Source organism: Nitrospira sp. NS4 (genome assembly GCF_049546785.1).
GTDB lineage: Bacteria > Nitrospirota > Nitrospiria > Nitrospirales > Nitrospiraceae > Nitrospira_D.
Window position 1 is genome coordinate 329,216 of record NZ_JBMWAN010000004.1, and the last position, 16,671, is coordinate 345,886.

Consider the following 16,671-nt stretch of genomic DNA (forward strand, 5'->3'; position numbering starts at 1 on the left):
CACACCACGAGATGATTACTGCACCTCGATCGTCACCGATGCTTCGGCGGCGAGGGTCTTGTGGTCATGATTGGCGGCCACGACTTTAATTTCATGCTTGCCCGGCGTCAGGCCCTTGAACGTCCCGGGGAATTCCTTCTGATATTGCCCGTCGAGATACACGTGGGCATGAGTCGCATGCTGGCCTTTCGCCAGTTCATATTTCAGTTCAAGTGCATCGCCCCTCACGACCGCCCCATTTTCAGGACTCACGATCTTGATCTGAGTCCCATCCTCATCGGCCGCCCAAGCCGACAGGCCCGTCAACATCATGACCGCGACAAGCCCCGCCACAACGAACCGCATCATGCCGACCTCCGCATAACAATTGACGCCAGATAAAACGATCCCGCTTCGATCACACCTTAACCTTCATAGCCTTAAACAACGATTCGAAAATCAGCCGCCCGTCCCTATTTCCCAACACATCTTCCGCGCAACGCTCCGGATGCGGCATCATCCCGAGCACATTGCCCTCTGGATTGATGATCCCGGCAATGTTGTCGAGCGAACCGTTCGGGTTCGCCCCCGGCGTGACTTTCCCTTCCGGGGTGCAGTAACGCAGCACAATTTGCGCATTGGCCTGCATGGCCGCCAGGGTGACCGGATCGGTGTAGTAGTTGCCGTCCGCATGGGCCACGGGAATCTTCAACACCTGGCCGGGATTGCACGCACCGGTGAATGCCGTGGCCGCATTCTCCACCCTCACGTAGACATCCTTGCAGATGAAATGGAGAGACTTGTTCCGGAGCATCGCGCCGGGGAGCAGCCCCGCCTCGAGCAGAATCTGAAACCCGTTGCAGATGCCGATGACGGCGCCGCCATCCTTGGCAAACTCCTGCACCGCCCCCATCACCGGTGAGAATCGAGCGATCGCGCCGGTACGAAGATAGTCGCCATAGGAGAACCCGCCGGGGATCACGACCAGGTCGACCCCCTTGAGCGAAGTCTCCTTGTGCCAGATCATCTGCACCGATTGCCCCAGCACCTCCTGAAACACGTGCTGGCAATCGTGATCGCAATTGCTGCCCGGGAAAACAATGACGCCGACGTTCATGACCACATCCTCGTGATGCGTGATGGGTGATCAGTGATGCGCACGTGAGAAGTACTCAGATTGAATTGTTCCGGCCCGGAGCCAATCTTCAACTCGTCCCTCATCACCCGTCACTCCTCACTGCAATTCATACCGGTATTCTTCGATGATCGTGTTCGCCAGGAGCTTCTCGCACATTTGCTTCACTTGCGCGTCAGCTTTGGCTCTATCCGTTTCATTCACATCCACTTCCATGTACTTGCCCACCCGGACATTCGCCGCGTTCTTGAACCCGAGCGAATCGAGCGCATGCTCGATCGCCTTCCCCTGCGGATCCAGAATGCCCTGCTTCAACGTCACATGAATCTTGGCTTTCATACCGTCCCTCTCTGCTTCTTGCCCTTACTCTTCTTATCCCTATTTTCCTGAGAAGTGCGTGTGCATGGTCCCGCTGCGCGCATTGACCGAGCACCGCCCCTAATTTCGTCTCACATCAATTCTTGTGTGCGCGGGCAGCGAGCACAGGGCCATGCACACGCGCTTCGCCCCTCCCTACGCTCCAGTGTCCGGCGGCTTCGACAATTCGGTCATGTGCTTCCGGGCCCAGGTGATGCCCACCATCAGCCCCACGCCCAACAGGGTCAAGGCAATGAAGCCCAACCTATGCAGCATGGACTCCGTCAGCACCGCAAAGGCCGCCACGCACGTCGTCCCGATCCCCAAGGATATAATGGGGCCGTTGTCGCGCACAAAAATGACGAACCGTTTCACCCTCTTCTCCTCTTTTGTCTCCCCTTACCCTTCGCGGGTGAGACGGGCTTGATGCGCTTCCTTGCGCGCATGCACCGAGCATCTCCCACAATCTCGTTTCTAATAGAGTCCGGGATGCGCGGGGCGCGAGCAAGAAGCGCGGCAAGCCCGTCTCACCCGCATACCCTCTTCAGCACTTCCTGATAGGCTTCTTCGATCCTGCCCATGTCTTTGCGGAACCGGTCCTTATCCATCGACTCGCCGGTGGACATATCCCAGAGGCGACAGGTATCCGGGGAAATCTCGTCGGCCAGCACCAGCTTGTTATGAAAGACACCGAACTCCAGCTTGAAGTCCACCAACTGCATTTTCCGGCCGGCGAAGAACGGCTTCAACACCGCGTTCACCTTGTGCGCCAACTCGCGTAAATCCTTCAGCAACGCCGGCGTGGCCACATTCATCAGTCGCAGATGGTCGTCGTTCACGAGCGGGTCGCCCAGCGCGTCGTTTTTGTAATAGAACTCCACGATGGCCGGCTCGATGGCGTCGCCCTCTTTGAGCCCCAACCGCTTCGCCAGGCTGCCGGCGACAATGTTCCGCACCACCACCTCGACCGGCACAATGGTCACTTTCTTCGTGAGCATTTCCCGGTCGCTCACCCGCTTCACAAAGTGCGTCCGGATGCCTTCCTCTTCCAGCAGGGCGAAGAGCCGTTCTGAGATCTTGTTGTTGATGATGCCCTTCTCGACGATGGTGCCGCGCTTCTGGGCGTTGAAGGCCGTCGCGTCGTCCTTGAAATACTGCACCACCTCGTCCGCCCGTTCGGCGGTAAAAATCTTCTTGGCTTTGCCTTCGTAGAGCAGGGTCCCTGTCGTCATGAGCCTCTCCCGCGATTCCAGCGCTACTGCGCCAACACTTCGATCAACTGATCCAGCGACCACACCGTCCCCACCAACGTGGGATTGCCCACCCGCCGGTTGTGCCTGGCTTCTTTGACTTTATTTAAGGCCAAGACGAGGGAATGAAAATCTTCCGGCTTGGCCGTCTCAAAGTAGGTAATGAAATCGAAATCATCGAGACCGGTCGCATGGTAGAGCTTCCGCTTGACCGTCTTGTGGTAGGGCAAGGCCGCTTCCGTATGTTCCTGCATCATCGCCGCGCGCTTCTCTTGAGGCAGCAACCACCACTCCGTATCCTTGCGGATCGGAATGACGATGGCGTAAGGGCCGGACTCGCTGGGAGCTTTGAGATCCGACTTCAGCTGTTCGGAAAAGCCCGGCACATAGTTCGCCTTCTTCGTCAGCCCGTTGAAGACCACCACGCTCGTCACATGCTTGCCGAAGGGGCTGTTCTGGAGATCTACCAGAAATTGTTGCGTGTCTTTCAATTCCGTCGCGTGCACCCGGAGAAGAAAATCGGCGTGGTCGGACAATCCCCGAAGCAGGTACGTGTCGATGGCCAGCTTTTCCCGATGCTGCTCGACCACCCCTTTGAATGAGGTCAGATGCGCGATTCTCGTCGCCTGATCCAGCTTGCCCCAGTCGGCGTCGAACCGGAACGCGGCAAAGGTGCCGTACACGCCGGGTTCATTCAGCAGCTTGTCCCGATCAGCGGCAATAGCCGGCATCGCCGTCACACAGCCGAGCGCGAAGAGGACACAGGCCGTCACAACCCCTCGCCAACCATCCATCATCGTCGTCCTCCTCGTCTCCCAACGCTGGCGGCCTTGGCCGTCCGGCGGGAAAACACCCGGCGGTAAATCTGGTCGAGATGGCGCAGATAATATTTCGGATCGAAGCAGGCGGCAATTTCGCCCTTCTTCAGATGGTGCGAAATGAAGGGGTCCTGACTCACCAATTCCTGCAGATCGCCGGCCCCTTTCCAGGAAGCCATCGCATTCCGCTGCACGGCTTCGTAGGACTCCTTGCGCTGCGCCCCCTTTTCGACGAGGGTGAGCAAGAGCCGCTGCGAATAGACCAGGCCGCCGGTCAGATCGAGGTTGCGCTGCATGTTCGCGGGATAGACGACCAGATCCTTCATCAGATCGGTCACCTTCGCCAGCATGTAGTCGATGAGGATCGTACTGTCCGGCATGATGACCCGCTCGACCGAGGAATGGCTGATATCCCGCTCGTGCCAGAGCGCGACGTTCTCCATCGCCGCCAGGCTGTTCGCGCGCACCAGGCGGGCGAGACCGCAGAGGTTCTCCGATACGATCGGATTGCGCTTGTGCGGCATGGCGGACGAGCCCTTTTGCCCTTCGGAGAAAAACTCCTCCGCTTCGAGCACTTCGGTCCGCTGGAGATGCCGGACTTCGACGGCGATCTTCTCGATGCTGGCGGCCAGCAGCGCCAGCGCCGCGGCATAGGCCGCATGCCGGTCCCGCTGCACCACTTGATTGGACACCGGATCGGGCGTCAGCCCCATCTTGGCACAGACGAATTCTTCGACTTCCGGCCCCTGGTGCGCGAAGGTCCCCATCGCGCCGGACAGTTTGCCGACGGCGATTTCCTGCCGGACGGCCTTGAGCCGCTCCCGATGCCGGCAGAACTCTTCGTACCAGATCGCCAGCTTGAAGCCGAACGAGATCGGCTCGCCATGAATCCCGTGCGAGCGGCCGACCATCACCGTCATCTTGTGGCGCAGCGCCTGCTTCTTGAGCACATCGATAAGTCCTTCGAGTCCTTCGAGGATCAGATCGAGCGCCTCCGTCATCTGCACCGCCAGCGAGGTATCGACGATGTCGGACGAGGTCAGCCCCATGTGCAGAAAGCGATGCTCCGGCCCCACCGTGTCCATCAGCGACTCGAGAAACGCGATCACATCGTGCTTCGTGACTTTCTCGATTTCGGCGATCCGCTCGACATTGATCCTGGCCTTCTTGCGGATCTTCGCGGAGGTGCCGCGAGGCGCCTGACCGGCCTGTTCGAATGCCGCGCAGGCCTGCAACTCCACTTCCAGCCAGATTTCGTATTTATGCTTGAGGTCCCAGATGGCTTTCATCTGCGGGCGCGTATACCGCTCGATCACGATACCTCCTGTCGGCTGCTGAAAAAGCCCTGCAGCTTTGTTCTCGCTCGTGCGCATCCCTCAACGTACCTTCCAGGTACGCCTCGGGCTCCACACTCCCTGCGGCCTCGCTGGAGGCCTTTTTGAGCAGCCGCTAAATCCAATTTCATCGCCTGTTCCAAACCGGCTTGTCCGGCGTCGCGCGCTTCAGCTCCAGCTTCGGCTCGGTCGCCAACACCTTGTCCAGAATCCCGTTCACGAACTTCGAGGCTTCTTCGTCGCCGAAACTCTTGGCCAGCTCGACGGCTTCGTCCATCGTCACCTTCGCCGGCACGTCATCCATCCAGAAGAGCTCGTAGAGCCCCGCGCGCAAAATGTTGCGGTCGACGATCGGCATGCGGCTGACCTTCCAGTTCGTCGCGTACCGCCCCATCAGCGCATCCAGGTCACGCTGTTTCTCCAGCACCCCTGAGACCAGCCGCTCGGCAAACGCCTTCGTCTCCTCATCCACATTGAGCGGCTTCCAGAACTCATCGAGCCAGAGCCCCTTCTTGCCGTGGATGTCGTACTGAAACAAAATCTGCAACGCCCGCTCGCGTGCCTCATGGCGTGATCCCATCGCTACTGCCCACGCTTTCGCGCGGCGCGTTTCGGGCGCGGCGCCGGCTTCACCGGGGCCGCCTCCGGCGCCAGCGCCTTGAGCTGCCTCACCACCGTCGCCATCTCGATGGCCGACTTCGCCGCCTCGCCGCCCCGATTGAACTTGACCGGATCGGCGCGCTCGATCGCTTGCGCCACCGTATCCGTCGTGAGCACGCCGAAGATGAGGGGAATATCCGTATCGAGCATGGCCTGACCGATACCCCGGCTGGCTTCCGCGCTGATATAGTCGAAGTGCGGCGTGTCGCCGCGAATGACCGCGCCCAGACAAATCACCGCGTCGAACCGGCCTGACCTGGCGAGCAGCCGCGCGACCAGCGGAATCTCGAACGCCCCCGGCACCCGCACCACATCGATTTCCTCGGCCTTTGCTCCGTGCTTGGTCAGCCCTTCGATGCAGGACGACAGCAGCTTGCTCGTGACAAATTTATTGAACTTTGCGACGACGATCCCGAATCGCAGCCCCGTCGCATCCTGAGAACCTTTTCGGAGTTTCATGCCTACCTTCGATCCCCTTTATCACTTCAACTGGGCCAACCGGGCTGCCCTCAACTGCGCGCATCCAACGAGCACCGCCCTTCTCGATAGACATCCTATGGATTGTGCGTGCGCGTTGGGCGAGCAAGAGGGCTGCCCAGTTGGCCCACACTCACACTTTCTTGAGAAGATGCCCGAGCTTTTGCTTCTTCGTCCGGAGATACCGCACATTCGCGGCACGGGGAGCGATCTCAATCGACACGCGTTCGACGACCTTCAACCCATAGCCTTCGATGCCCACGATCTTCCGCGGATTGTTGGTGATGAGCTTGATCTCGTGCAAGCCCAGATTCACCAGGATCTGCGCCCCGACGCCGTAATCCCGCAAGTCGGCTTTGAACCCCAGCTTGAGATTGGCCTCGACCGTGTCGCTGCCTTCATCCTGGAATCCGTAGGCCTTCAGTTTATTGAGGAGACCGATGCCCCGGCCCTCTTGATTCAGATAGAGCAACACGCCGCGGCCTTCGGCCTCGATGATTTGCATGGCGCGATGGAGCTGATCCCGGCAATCGCACCGGAGCGAACCGAGCGCGTCCGCCGTGAGGCACCCCGAATGGACACGCACCAACGTCGGCTCACCGGTATCCACCTTGCCTTTGACCAGCGCGATATGCGTGGCGCCGTCCACTTCGTTTTCAAAGGCCACGGCTTCGAAGTCACCGAAAATCGTCGGCAGATGCGCCTGCGCCGCCCGCCTGACGAAGGTCTCGCGCTGCATCCGGTATTCGATGAGCGCCTTGATCGTCACCATCTTCAACTTGTGGATCTTGGCGAACTTGGCCAGCTCCGGCACGCGCGCCATCGTCCCGTCTTCGTTCATAATTTCGCAGATCACGCCGGCCGGCTGCAGCCCCGCGAGCCGGGCCAGATCGACGGATCCCTCCGTCTGTCCCGCCCGCTTGAGCACCCCGCCCTTTTGCGCTTTCAGCGGGAAGATGTGGCCCGGCCGCGCAAGGTCGCTGGGCTTGGCCTTGGGATCGACCGCCACTTGAATAGTCGTCGCGCGGTCCGCCGCGGAGATCCCCGTGGTGATCCCTTTCCGCGCATCGACGGAGACGGTGAAGGCCGTGCCGAACGTGGCCGTATTCTCAATGGCCTGCGGCGGCAACTGCAGTTCTTCGACCCGTTCCGGCGTCAGTGCCAGACAAATGAGCCCCCGCGCGTGTTTGGCCATGAAGTTGACCATTTGCGGGGTGACTTTTTCCGCAGCAATGACAAGATCGCCTTCATTCTCTCGATCTTCGTCATCGACGAGAATGATGCACTTGCCCTTCCGGATGTCTTTGAGCGCGTCTTGGATGCTATTGAATGGACTGGCCATAACTCCGCTGCCGAATGTTCAATGGTGAATATGCAATGAACGGTCAATTTATCATTTAACATCGACCATTTAACATTGTTTTTTTGCCCCCTTTTTTGCCCCCGATGTTCAACCGGGGAAATAGCATCAGGATGAGCGGGTGAATCCCCCGGTGCGCAGGCCGATGAAGACAGTTCCCCAGGCACAGACGCCCAGCCCGGCAAAGAACCAGAGGCCTAAGTCATAGCTGCCGGTCAGGCTTTTCAGCCCCTCCACCCCCAAGGGGAAGAGAAATCCGCCGAGCCCCCCGACCGCCCCGATGAGGCCGGACGCCAGCCCGATTTGCCTGGGAAACCACTCGGCCACCATCTGAAATACGACCCCGTTGCCAAACCCCATGGCCCCGATCGTGACGATCATCATCGCCATCGCCATGGTCTGCGAGGGGCTGGTCACGGCTACAACTGACCCGATAAGGACCGGAAAAACAACATAGAGCGTCTGCGCCCCACCTTGCCGGTCGGCAACATAACCGCCGAGCGGACGGATCACGCTGCCGACCAGGCCGCAAAGCGCCGCCACCGATCCTGCTGCCACCGCGTCAAGTTGGTAGGTCTCATGGAGCAGGACCGGCAAGAGGCTGCACAACCCCACAAAGCCGCCGAACGTAATGGCATAAAGAAAGCAGAGCCAATAGGCCGACCGTTCCCGGATGAGCCCGGCGGCATGATGCCACCATTCAACATCGCGACGGTGCCGGTCTCCCAGCCTTCCGTCACGGACCAGGAGCACGAACAACACGAGGGTCGCCGTCACAATTCCAGCCATGACCCCGAAGACCTGCTGCCACCCCAACATCTCGGCCCACCGCGGCGCGAAAAAGAACACCAGCACCGTGCCGATATTTCCGGACGCCGCCAGCCCTAATACTAACCCCTGCGAGGATGGCGGGTAGGCCTGCCCGGCTAAGGGCAAGGCAACCGCGAAACTGGCGCCACCCAGGCCCAGCGCAAGAGCGATTCCCCAGAGACCGGCCAATGAAGGATCGGCCAGCCAGCCCCACAGCAGCACCGCCCACTCCCCGATCAGGATCATCACCGCCGTCTTTTTGGCTCCGAACCAATCGCAACTCCATCCACCCCACACACGCAACACCGCCCCGCCGAGCAGCGGCAACGCGACCAGAACCCCCAAGTCCGTTTCGGCAAGGTTCAGCGCACGGCCCATTGAGAGGCTGAGTGCGCCGATCAAGAGCCACACCATAAAACTCACGGTCAGGTGCAGCCAGGCGCCGACGAGCGTGGGCCAGTGGCCGCTTCTCAGAATCTGCCAGACATCGTACACGTACCGGCCTCCGATTGAACTGGTCACTATAGGGGAGCCGCTTTCTTGGGCGCAAGGGAAGTGCGGCCAGGTATTTGCCAAGAGACAGCCTTTGTCCCTCAGGGCGGTTCTGCTATAGTCAGACTCCTATATGAGTGGCCGCGACCCTTCACAGGACGAGACAGACGACGCGCTGGAACCGGAAATCCTCGAACCGTCCGACGACGAGGTTGTGGAGGCCGAGGCGGCGCCGGTCGTGCTGGATATCCCGGCATCAGACGGACGCCAGCCGGCCGACGAACATGCCGTCGTCCCGGTCACCACCCTGCAACAGTATCTGGCCGAAGTCCGGCGCTATCCCTATCTCTCGAAAGAAGAAGAACTCCTTCTCTTCCATGAATATCAGGTGAACGGCAGCCGCGAAGCCGCCGTGAAACTCATCATGGCCAATCTGCGGGTCTCCGTCGCCATCGCCTCCGAATACCTCCACACCGGCGCCGACCACATGGACCTGATCCAGGAGGGCAACGTCGGCCTGATGCAGGCCATCAAGAAATTCGACCCCAAGAAGAACGTGCGTTTTTACGCCTATGCCGCCTGGTGGTCACGCGCCTATATTCTCCGCTACCTCTTGAATAACTTCCGCCTCGTAAAGATCGGGACCACGCAGGACCAGCGGAAGCTCTTCTACAATCTCAAGAAAGAGAAGGCGAAACTCGCCCGGGAAGGGTTCGCCCCGGATACCAAGCTCCTGGCAGACCGGCTCAACGTCCGCGAACGCGACGTGATCGAGATGGACCAGCGGCTGGGGAACTGGGAGCTGTCGCTGGATCAACCGATCGGCGAGGAGCAGGACGGCACCCTGCTGGATGTCATTCCTTCTCAACAATCGGGGGTGGACGAACTGATTGCGGATAATGAACTGCGGACCCTCTTCCGAAAGAAGCTGGCCGAATTCGCCAAAACCCTCGATGAGCGGGAAGAAGACATCCTCCGTAACCGGCTCCTCTCCGAAACCCCGCTCACGCTCGACGATTTGGGGGACAAATACGGGATTACAAAAGAACGGACCCGCCAGATCGAGGCCCGTATCATCAAACGGTTACGGGAATACATCAAACAGGAAGTGAAGGATTTCGACCGTCTGAGAACCTAGTTCTTTTTCGTCTCTGCCAGGCCCTGGCCACTAGAGTTCAGGAAACTCAACGAGTTATGATTCCCTCTGTCCAATCTTCTGGTTGGTGAAAGAATTTCTTTTCGTCCCCCTTGACTTGGACCGGCCTCGGGCTATCTCTCCCTCTGTGTTGCACGGGAGCGTGCGTCTGCGAGCGCGGACGGCGACAGTCTAGCCGACAAGTGTGACTCGCTTTTCAATCGTTTCAACGTTTACCAAGTTTATTCATCGCACGAGGAGGGTCTGTTATGAGCACTGCAGAGAAGGACAAGAAGAACGTCGCCAAGGGTTTCCAGCCCCTGGGTGACCGGGTGTTTGTCACCTACACCGAGGAACTGGAGCGGACCGCTGGAGGCATCTATGTGCCGGATTCCGCGAAGGAAAAGCCGCAGCGTGGCGTGGTCCAGGCCGTGGGCAAGAAGGTCGAAAACGTCAAGGTCGGCGACCAGGTCCTGTTCGACAAGTATTCCGGCAGCAAACTCCGGATCGAGGACGAAGAGTGCTTGATCCTCAAGGAAGAAGATATCCTCGGCATCTTCACCAGCTAATTGACTCACAAGACGACGACTGAACTAACGGAGGAACCACATGGCCAAGCAACTACTGTATAGCGAGGCGGCTCGCGCATCGATTCTCAAGGGCGTCAACCAGCTGGCGGACGCCGTCAAGGCGACCCTCGGCCCCAAGGGCCGGAACGCCATTCTCGACAAGAAGTTCGGCGCCCCGACCATTACCAAGGACGGCGTGACCGTTGCCAAGGAAATCGAACTCAAGAACCCGTACGAGAACATGGGCGCCCAGCTCGTCCGCGAAGTCGCCAGCAAGACCAGCGACACCGCGGGTGACGGCACCACCACCGCCACCGTGCTGGCCCAGGCGATCTTCCGCGAGGGCGTGAAGAACATCACCGCCGGCGCCAACCCGATGGAAATTCAACGGGGCATCAACAAGGCCGTGGAAGTCGTGATCGGCGAGTTGAAGAAGCTCAGCAAGCCCTGCCAGAACAAGACCGAAATCTCCCAGGTCGGGACGATCTCAGCCAACAACGACAAGACCATCGGCGACCTCATCGCGGAAGCGATGGAGAAGGTCGGCAAGGATGGCGTGATCACGGTCGAAGAAGCCAAGTCGATGACCACCTCGCTGGACGTCGTCGAAGGCATGCAGTTCGATCGCGGCTACATCTCCCCCTACTTCGTGACCAACGCCGAGCGGATGGAATGTTCCGTCGAAGAACCGCTCATCCTCATCAATGAAAAGAAGATCAGCAGCATGAAGGACCTCCTCCCGGTCCTCGAGCAGGTCGCGAAGATGGGCAAGCCCCTCGTGATCATCGCCGAGGAAGTGGAAGGCGAAGCCCTCGCGACCCTCGTGGTCAACAAGTTGCGCGGCACCCTGAACGTGGCGGCCGTGAAGGCCCCGGGCTTCGGCGATCGCCGCAAGGCCATGCTGGAGGACATCGCGATCCTCACCGGCGGCCAGGTGATCTCGGAAGACATCGGCATTAAGCTCGAGAACGTGAAGCTCACGGACCTGGGCCGCGCCAAGCGCGTGACCATCGACAAGGACAACAGCACCATCGTCGAAGGCTACGGCGACCCGAAGAAGATCGAAGCCCGCGTGAAGCAGATCAAGGCCCAGATCGAAGAGACGACCTCCGACTACGATCGCGAGAAGCTCCAGGAGCGCCTCGCCAAGATCGTCGGCGGTGTGGCCGTCATCAACGTCGGCGCCGCGACCGAGACCGAAATGAAGGAAAAGAAAGCCCGCGTCGAGGACGCCCTCCACGCGACCAAGGCGGCCGTGGAAGAAGGCATCGTCCCCGGCGGCGGCACGGCCTACCTCCGCTGCATCAGCGCTCTGGATTCCCTCAAGCTCTTGCCCGAACAGCAGGTGGGTGTGAACATCATCCGCCGCGCGCTCGAAGAGCCGATCCGCCAGATCGCGATCAACGCCGGCATGGAAGGTTCCGTCATTGTCGAGAAAGTGCGCAATGACAAGAACACCAGCTCAGGCTACAACGCGGCGACGGAAGAATATGTGGACATGATCAAGGCCGGCATCATCGATCCGACCAAGGTGTCGCGTTGCGCCCTGCAGAACGCGGCCTCCGTGGCGGGCTTGATGCTCACCACCGAAGTCATGATCACCGACATCCCCGAAGAGAAGAAGGAAGCCGCCGGCGGCCACGCAGGCCACAGCCACGGCATGGAAGGGATGTACTAAGACACACTGAGCTGCTGGCGAATAGCCGATAGCTCGGAGTGAACAGCGAAGGGCCCGGCGGGAAACCGTCGGGCCCTTCGTGTTTTGTGACCACTGCGCGCACCCGCATCTGTGACGCCCCCGACGGCTGCGAGGAGCTCCCATGATCGTCGAAGTGGGATCCAACGAAAATTGCGAGGCGAGTATCTTTGCGCGATTCAAAGAAGCCGGGCACACGCGACCGGTTCTTTAAATTCGACTTATGACCGCAATCCCGCCGGCGAGTGGTACTGGGTCACAGGCAGGAGTGACAATGCATCCGCACCAGCCTGTCCGACCTACGCGCAGCTCGTGGAGGATTCTGGAGCAGATTGGCCTACTTGATTTACGGAGGGCTCTACGGGCTCCGGTTCAGGCCGATCCAACCCGACGAGGCGTGGACCCTCGCAAGCCCGAATCAATGGGGAGAAGCCTACCTCTTGCTGGCCAGCGAACGCGACATGCAATACGCCAACGAGCGGCCCGCCGGTCTTGAATCTGCGGACTGTTTGAAACCTAGCTTCTTGGGCCCATCGCGCGGAGCGTCGCCTTAAAAACCGCGGACGACTTGGGACTCTCAAAAAAAGCGCGGAACAGCTCATGCACCACGGCGGTATGGGCGGCGTGGTCGGCTTGGAAGTGCTTGAGGGCGGCGGAGCGATCCATACCTGTGTAGCCCATGCGGATGGCGCAGCGTTCGAGTTCCTCCTCCTGATCCGGGAGGGAATGGGTTTGCAGATCGTGGACCATCTGCAGTTTGTGCTCCGCGTCACGGAGAAAAACATACGCTGCAGTCAGGGCATCCCGGTCCTTGGCGGAAATCAGCTTGAGCCGGACGAAACGCTTCAACGCGCCCAGCGTGCTGCGGTCGAGCAGCGCCGGAAGCCGCTTGCCCGCCAATACCTGAATCGTTTGCACGAAGAACTCGATCTCGCGGATGCCGCCGACGCCCAGCTTCACGTTCCGCCGTTCGTGGCCGCGATCGGCCATCTTCGCATCGATCATGTCCTTCACGGCCCGCACATCGCGCACAATCGCCAGCGCCCCTTCCAAATCCGGCTTGGCCGAGGCCGAACCGAAGATGAACGGCTTGACCGTGCGGAGAAAGGCTTTGCCGACGTCCGTTGAACCGGCGATCGGCCAGGCTTTCAACAGCGCCAGCCGTTCCCACACGACCCCTCTGGTCCGGTAGTATTTGTCGTAGTCTTCCAGCGAGCGGGTCAACTGCCCGACCGACCCCTCGGCCCGCAGACGCAGATCGACCCGGAAAATATAGCCTTCGTGCGTCTGCTCGGAAATGGCTTTGGTCAGGCGCCGGGCCAGATGTTCGAAGTACTCTTCGTTGGAGATGGGGGTGACCGGTTTCCCGGCCGCTCGCGCGCCCTTTCGCTTCGGGGCTCTGGTCTCCCCGTCATGGGATTCGCAGATGTAGAGCACGTCGACGTCGGAGCTGTAGTTCAGCTCGTGCCCCCCGAGCTTACCCATGCCGATGACGGTAAAACCTGTCTCCACCCATTTCCCCTCCCGGTTCTTATGCATGGGGGTGCCATGCTCGACCTGCAAATCGGCATCCACCACCCGATAAGCGGCATCGATCAACACGGAAGCCAGATCGGACAAGGCGCCGGTGGTCTCCGGCACATCGGCCAGCTTCAGTACATCGCGCACGCCGATGCGCAGCATTTCACGCCGGCGAAATCGCCGCAGCGCATCCAGCTTGAGCTCCGAGGCCGTCAACTGACCCAACTGCTGCTGAATGGCCCTTTCCAGACCGGCCCTGGTCGGCGGCTTCGACAGCACCTCCTGCTCCGCCAGCCAATAGATGAGCATCGGATCGCGGATGAGAGTAAAGGCCAGCGAGTCGCTGTTGCCGAAGATGGTGCAGACCAGATCCAGCATGCGGGGAGAACTGCGGAGATATTCGAGAAAGGACGAGCGCGACACGTTCGAGAGCAACCGCTCCCAGTGGTTCAAGGCCTGATCGGGATCGGCGGTCCGGCTGACGGAGTCCAGCAGGAGCGCCAGAATCGCGGCCAGCTGCCGCCGGTGATGCGGCTCCCCCGCCATGGCTTGCAGATTGGCGTCCGCTTCTTTGACGCGCTGGATATTGTACGCACGGAGTGTCGCCTCCAACTGCCCCGGCTCCAGACTGGACGCGAGAATAAGCGGAGTCGGATCAGGTCCGACTGGCCGCACCAGTGCAGGACCGACACTGGGTTTTACAAACGAGACGTTCCGGGCGCGTGTCATACGCGGGCATTATACTGACCGGCTCCGGCTCACACAATGAAGCCGAGTTCAGGTATACTGCGCCCCATGGCGGATCTCGACCGGTCACGCGAATCGCTGTTCTCCACGCTGCATCCGCTCTGTCCCGCCGTCGAAGACGACGTCCTCCGCGATTTCGTCTCGCGGATGGACGCCGAATACTTTGAACGCTTCCCGCCGGTCACCATTGCGCACCACGTCCAGCTGGCCAGCAGGCTGACACCGGACCATCCCTGTGAACTGTCGGTCCGGCCGGGGCGCAATCAGCACATCGAACTCAGCATCGTCGCGTACGATTATTTCTCCGAGTTCGCCACCATCTGCGGCCTGCTCTCCGCCTTCGGCCTGAATATCGAAGAAGGACGCATCTACACCTTCGTCGACGCGGCGGCCGCGCCGGCCGCGAGGGCGACAACCTGGCCGTCCAGGCGCCCCCAAAGCCGCCCCGGCCTCAGCCGCAAGAAGATCGTCGATGTGTTCCTGGTGCATCCTGTCAGCGGCGAACGCTTCTCCGCCGTCGAACAGACCGCGCTCACCCAGGCGCTGACCGGCATGATCCGCCTGCTGGACAACAGCCAGTTCGAAGAGGCCCGGCAACACGTGAACCGCCGACTGGTCGAGCGATTGGGCAAACAGCGGAGCGCCTTCACCGGCCTCCTCCACACCGTGCACATCACATTCGACAACAGCCAGTCTCCGACGGACACCATTATGGACATCCGCTCGGACGACACCCCGGCCTTCCTCTACGCCTTCGCCAATGCCCTGGCGATGCGCAACATCTATATTGCCAAGGCCCAGTTCGAAAACGACGGCACGAAGCTGCACGACCGCTTTCACGTCCGCAATCGCTACGGGCAGAAGTTGCTCGACACCGCCGAACAGGAGCAACTGCGCCTCACCGCCGTGCTGATCAAGCAATTCACCCACGCCCTCACCTGGGCGCCCGACCCGGCCAAGGCGCTCGAATCGTTCGACCAGTTCCTCGACCTCATCGTGCAGGACACCGGCAAGAAGGCCAAGAGCCAGGCGCTCGACTTTCTGAGCGACAAGCGCACGTTTCCGATCCTGGCGCGGCTGCTCGGCGCGAGCGACTTCCTGTGGGAAGACTTCCTCCGCCGCCAGCACGACAACCTCCTGCCGATGCTCACGGAATACCGCGACGCCCCGCTCATCAAGCCGCAGGCCACCCTGCGCAAAGAATTGAACCGGGTGATCGCCAAGGCCAAGACCGACGACGCGCGCAAAGAGGCCCTGAACCAATTCAAGGATCGGGAATTGTTCCGGATCGACATGAAGCACATCGTGGAACCGACGACCAGCCTCCCGGACTTCTCGCTGGCCATTTCCCAGCTGGCGGAAGTCATCGTGGAGCGGAGCCTGGCCGATTGCCAAGCCAAGCTGAACAAGCTCTATGGAGCGCCCCGCCTCGCGAACAAAAAACCCTGCCCCTTCGCCATCCTCGGCGCCGGCAAATTCGGCGGGCGGGAGATGGGCTACGCCTCGGACATCGAAGTCCTCTTCGTCTATGGCGGAGCGGGACGGACCAGCGGCAAGCAGGGCATCGACAACAGCGAATACTTCGAGCGCCTCGCGCAGGAACTGTTGCAATGGATCGAGGCGAAACAGGAAGGCATTTTCCACATCGACGTCCGCCTGCGTCCCCACGGCGGGAAAGGCTCGCTGGCGAATGCGTTCGAGGAAGTGTGCAAGTACTACAGCGCCGGCGGACAAGCCGCGCCGTTCGAGCGACAGGCGTTGATCAAGCTCCGCCATATCGCGGGCGACGCCTCGCTGGGCAAGCAGGTCGAAGCCCATCGGGATACGTTCGTCTACAGCGGAGCGCCCTGGGATCTGGCCCTGGCGCTGGACCTGCGACGCCAGCAGATCGCCCAGCTCGTCGAGCCGGGGAAGCTCAACCTCAAACACAGCCACGGCGGCATCGTCACCATCGAGTACGCCGTGCAATACCTGCAAGTCATGCACGGCCATCGGCACCAGAGCCTGCGCACGCCCAACACGCTTCAGGCCCTCGCCGCGCTCGTCGAAGCGGGCCTCATCCCCCGCGCAACCGGGGAGAGCCTCCGCAAAGCCTACCTGTTCATTCGCATGCTCATCGACGGCCTCCGCATGGTGCGGGGCAACACCAAAGACCTCGTCCTCCCGCCCCCCGACTCAGACGAGTTCATCTTCCTCGCCCGCCGCGTCGGCTACACGACGGACGATTGGCAGGCAGGAGCGAAACACTTGCAGACGGATATTGACGGGCACATGAAGCTGGCAAGGGAGTTCTTTGAGAAGATGTTCGGGAAGGTGTGACTGGAAAACATT

Annotated in this window: 15 protein-coding genes and 1 pseudogene; 4 read left to right on the plus strand and 12 right to left on the minus strand. The window is 60.6% G+C overall.

Annotated elements, in window-relative coordinates; translation table 11 throughout:
- Positions 1-15: 15 nt before the first annotated feature.
- The 11 genes and pseudogenes from ACO9S2_RS13420 to ACO9S2_RS13470 form a co-directional block, all read right to left on the minus strand.
- Positions 16-348 (minus strand): hypothetical protein, encoded by a 333-nt coding sequence (locus ACO9S2_RS13420; protein ID WP_423722886.1) that lies wholly within the window; start codon positions 346-348, stop codon positions 16-18.
- 49 nt (positions 349-397) lie between these two features.
- Positions 398-1,096: a phosphoribosylformylglycinamidine synthase subunit PurQ gene (gene purQ / locus ACO9S2_RS13425; protein ID WP_423722887.1), complete on the minus strand. Its 699-nt coding sequence runs from the start codon at positions 1,094-1,096 to the stop codon at positions 398-400.
- Positions 1,097-1,213: 117 nt separating this feature from the next.
- On the minus strand, positions 1,214-1,453 hold the full coding sequence (purS, locus tag ACO9S2_RS13430; protein WP_423722888.1) for a phosphoribosylformylglycinamidine synthase subunit PurS: 240 nt from the start codon (positions 1,451-1,453) through the stop codon (positions 1,214-1,216).
- A 174-nt stretch (positions 1,454-1,627) separates the two neighbouring features.
- Complete coding sequence (locus ACO9S2_RS13435) at positions 1,628-1,846, minus strand: hypothetical protein (protein WP_423722889.1); 219 nt, start codon at positions 1,844-1,846, stop codon at positions 1,628-1,630.
- A gap of 152 nt (positions 1,847-1,998) precedes the next feature.
- The gene (purC, locus tag ACO9S2_RS13440; protein ID WP_423722890.1) at positions 1,999-2,703 is read right to left on the minus strand and encodes a phosphoribosylaminoimidazolesuccinocarboxamide synthase; all 705 of its coding nucleotides are present in this window, start codon (positions 2,701-2,703) and stop codon (positions 1,999-2,001) included.
- Between the two features lie 23 nt (positions 2,704-2,726).
- On the minus strand, positions 2,727-3,518 hold the full coding sequence (locus ACO9S2_RS13445; RefSeq protein ID WP_423722891.1) for a chlorite dismutase family protein: 792 nt from the start codon (positions 3,516-3,518) through the stop codon (positions 2,727-2,729).
- Positions 3,515-4,855 (minus strand): adenylosuccinate lyase, encoded by a 1,341-nt coding sequence (gene purB / locus ACO9S2_RS13450; protein ID WP_423722892.1) that lies wholly within the window; start codon positions 4,853-4,855, stop codon positions 3,515-3,517. The genes ACO9S2_RS13445 and purB overlap by 4 nt, the downstream gene beginning before the upstream one ends.
- Before the next feature lie 145 nt (positions 4,856-5,000).
- A complete protein-coding gene (gene nusB, locus ACO9S2_RS13455; RefSeq protein ID WP_423722893.1) occupies positions 5,001-5,453 on the minus strand; it encodes a transcription antitermination factor NusB in 453 nt (150 codons plus the stop codon).
- Positions 5,454-5,533: 80 nt separating this feature from the next.
- Positions 5,534-5,992: pseudogene (ribH, locus tag ACO9S2_RS13460) on the minus strand (6,7-dimethyl-8-ribityllumazine synthase); the annotation flags it as partial.
- 151 nt (positions 5,993-6,143) lie between these two features.
- Complete coding sequence (locus ACO9S2_RS13465) at positions 6,144-7,352, minus strand: bifunctional 3,4-dihydroxy-2-butanone-4-phosphate synthase/GTP cyclohydrolase II (protein ID WP_423722894.1); 1,209 nt, start codon at positions 7,350-7,352, stop codon at positions 6,144-6,146.
- Between the two features lie 126 nt (positions 7,353-7,478).
- On the minus strand, positions 7,479-8,675 hold the full coding sequence (locus ACO9S2_RS13470; RefSeq protein WP_423722895.1) for an MFS transporter: 1,197 nt from the start codon (positions 8,673-8,675) through the stop codon (positions 7,479-7,481).
- Positions 8,676-8,805: 130 nt separating this feature from the next.
- Here ACO9S2_RS13470 and ACO9S2_RS13475 point away from each other — a divergent pair, with 130 nt between their 5' ends.
- The 3 genes from ACO9S2_RS13475 (at position 8,806) to groL (ending at position 12,054) form a co-directional block, all read left to right on the plus strand.
- Complete coding sequence (locus ACO9S2_RS13475) at positions 8,806-9,810, plus strand: sigma-70 family RNA polymerase sigma factor (RefSeq protein WP_423722896.1); 1,005 nt, start codon at positions 8,806-8,808, stop codon at positions 9,808-9,810.
- Positions 9,811-10,076: 266 nt separating this feature from the next.
- Complete coding sequence (locus ACO9S2_RS13480) at positions 10,077-10,376, plus strand: GroES family chaperonin (RefSeq protein ID WP_423722897.1); 300 nt, start codon at positions 10,077-10,079, stop codon at positions 10,374-10,376.
- Positions 10,377-10,416: 40 nt separating this feature from the next.
- Complete coding sequence (gene groL, locus ACO9S2_RS13485) at positions 10,417-12,054, plus strand: chaperonin GroEL (RefSeq protein WP_423722898.1); 1,638 nt, start codon at positions 10,417-10,419, stop codon at positions 12,052-12,054.
- 534 nt (positions 12,055-12,588) lie between these two features.
- On the opposite strand, the gene ACO9S2_RS13490 is transcribed toward groL, so the two are convergent.
- Positions 12,589-14,322 (minus strand): hypothetical protein, encoded by a 1,734-nt coding sequence (locus ACO9S2_RS13490; RefSeq protein WP_423722899.1) that lies wholly within the window; start codon positions 14,320-14,322, stop codon positions 12,589-12,591.
- Positions 14,323-14,358: 36 nt separating this feature from the next.
- Here ACO9S2_RS13490 and ACO9S2_RS13495 point away from each other — a divergent pair, with 36 nt between their 5' ends.
- Complete coding sequence (locus ACO9S2_RS13495) at positions 14,359-16,659, plus strand: hypothetical protein (protein WP_423722900.1); 2,301 nt, start codon at positions 14,359-14,361, stop codon at positions 16,657-16,659.
- The last annotated feature ends 12 nt before the right edge of the window (positions 16,660-16,671 follow it).